The sequence below is a fragment of the Leisingera sp. XS_AS12 genome (assembly GCF_041224635.1).
Taxonomy (GTDB): domain Bacteria; phylum Pseudomonadota; class Alphaproteobacteria; order Rhodobacterales; family Rhodobacteraceae; genus Leisingera.
This window is the reverse complement of record NZ_JBGFGM010000007.1, coordinates 1-2,111: the sequence shown is the minus strand read 5'-3', so window position 1 is coordinate 2,111 and position 2,111 is coordinate 1. Positions and strand designations below refer to the sequence as shown.

Annotated in this window: 2 protein-coding genes; both read right to left on the bottom strand. The window is 66.6% G+C overall.

Going from position 1 to position 2,111, the window contains the following annotated elements:
* Positions 1-28 precede the first annotated feature (28 nt).
* Positions 29-1,579, bottom strand: coding sequence for an IS66 family transposase (locus AB9K35_RS00040; protein WP_369923890.1), 1,551 nt, complete (start codon positions 1,577-1,579; stop codon positions 29-31).
* A 54-nt stretch (positions 1,580-1,633) separates the two neighbouring features.
* Positions 1,634-1,987, bottom strand: coding sequence for an IS66 family insertion sequence element accessory protein TnpB (gene tnpB / locus AB9K35_RS00035; RefSeq protein WP_369923888.1), 354 nt, complete (start codon positions 1,985-1,987; stop codon positions 1,634-1,636).
* Between the last annotated feature and the right edge of the window lie 124 nt (positions 1,988-2,111).

Sequence of the window (2,111 nt, the reverse complement as noted above, 5' to 3'; positions counted from 1 at the left end):
GTAAGCGTTGCCCCCGCCTCACGCGGGATCAGCTTGACGGTGAAAAGTTCCAGGGGAGGAGCTCGTCGAGTTGGCTGGCAGGGTGACCTGCAGCGATGGCTTCGAGAGTGGCCTTGAGGTAGACGAAGGGCTCGACGCCATTGATCTTCGCCGTAGCAATGAGCGAAGCGATGCGGCCCCAGGCGCGGCCGCCTTCATCATGGCCGGCGAATAGCGCGTTCTTTCTTGTCAGGGCGATTGGGCGGATCAGGTTCTCGACAGCATTGGAGTCGATCTCGACACGGCCGTCGTGGAGGAAGGTCTGCAGCCCGTCCCACTGCCGGTGGATGTAGGCCAGCTTTTCTCCGAGACGCGACTTTGAGGAGATCCGGCGGCGCTGGCTTTGCAGCCATTCTCCGAACTCTGCGACCAGCGGCGCGGTGCGGGTCTGCCGGGCCGACAGCCGCTGGCCAGGGCCCATACCGCGGATCTCACCCTCTATGCGGTAGAGCTCCGCAATCCGGCGCAGCCCCTCGGCGGCGATCTCCGAGCCGTCGCGGTCGAAGACCTCCTTCAGCTTCCTGCGGGCATGCGCCCAGCAGTGCGCAACCGTGACCGGCGCGCCGCCTTTCCGTGAGGGGCGCGTCAGCCGGTTGTAGCCGGTATAGCCGTCCAACTGCAGGATACCGTCGAAGCCCTGCAGGATCTGTTCCGCGTTCTGCCCGGCGCGGCCGGGAGCATAGGTGAAGACCACGCCGGGCGGGTCATCGCCGCCCCATCCGCGGTCGTCCCGGGCCAGGGCCCAGAGATACCCGGTCTTTGTCCGGCCCCGGCCCGGGTCCAGAACCGGCGCCGTGGTCTCGTCCATGAACAGCTTGCCCGATCCTTTCAGGTGCTCGGCAAGCCGGTCGACTACGGGGGCGAGGTGGAAGGCGGCTGTCCCCACCCAATCGGCGAGCGTGCTGCGGTGAATGTCGATCCCGGAGCGGGCCAGTATCTGGCTCTGGCGGTATAACGGCAGGTGATCCGAGAACTTGCTGACCAGCACATGCGCGATGGCGCCCTCGGTCGGCAGACCGCCCTCGATCAGGTGCGCGGGGGCTGGTGCCTGGATGACACCCTCGGCGCAGGCGCGGCAGGCATATTTGGGCCGGACAGTGACGATGACGCGGAGCTGCGCGGGAATAATATCCAGCCGCTCGGTGCGATCCTCGCCGATCCGGTGCATCTCGCCGCACCCGCATGGGCAGTCCAGGCTGTCCGGCTCGATCACCGTCTCGGTCCGCGGCAGGTCCTTGGGCAGATTGCCCCGGTTGCGGCGGGCTGGCTTGCGCGGCGCCGGACCGGTGGACGTCTGCACGCTTTGCTGCGTCTCGGCCTCGGCCACCGCGGTCTCGAGATCCTCGAAAGCCAGCTGCCGCTCGTCCTCGCTCAGCTTCTCCGACCTTTTGCCATGCACGACCTGGTTCAGCTCGGCGACGAGATGCTCCAGGCGTTTGTTAGCCTCCCGAAGCGCATCCCGCTCGCGCAGCACTGCCAGAACAGCGTCACGCTGGTCTTCGGGAATGGCAGAAAGGTCGATGGGCGGGGCGCTGGACATGACCGGACCATACTCTGATCTGCCCCGCTGGGAGCAGGCTTTCCGCAGCCCGAGTCACTCTGCCACAGCCGGGCGGCGCGCCTCCAGAGACCGCACCCGTCGCCAGTCCAGCCCGGCAAACAGCGCCTCGAACTGGGCGCGGTTCAGCGTCATCGCGCCATCGCGGATCGCGGGCCAAGTGAAGCTGTTTTCCTCCAGCCGCTTGTAAGCCATAACAAGCCCGCTGCCGTCCCAGAACAGGATCTTCATCCTGTCCGCCCGTTTGGCGCGAAACACAAAGACCGTGCCGGTGAACGGATCTTCCGCCAGCGCTGACTGCACGAGCGCTGCCAGGCCGTCATGGCCTTTGCGGAAATCCACCGGCCTTGTCGCCACCAGTATCCGGACGCCCTGCGAGGGCATCAGCATGGCGTGGCCCCGAGCGCATGCACAATCTCGGCGATCCGCGCTGCGGGCGTGCCTGGCGCCAGCTCGATCCTGACTTCGCCCGAGACGATCCGGATCACCTCATCGGATGCCGCAATGTCCGGCT

Coding starts and splice junctions, on each gene's coding strand:
- AB9K35_RS00040 (WP_369923890.1), bottom strand. CDS start 1,579: ATGTCCAGCGCCCCGCCCATCGACCTTTCTGCCATTCCCGAAGACCAG.
- tnpB (WP_369923888.1), bottom strand. CDS start 1,987: ATGCTGATGCCCTCGCAGGGCGTCCGGATACTGGTGGCGACAAGGCCG.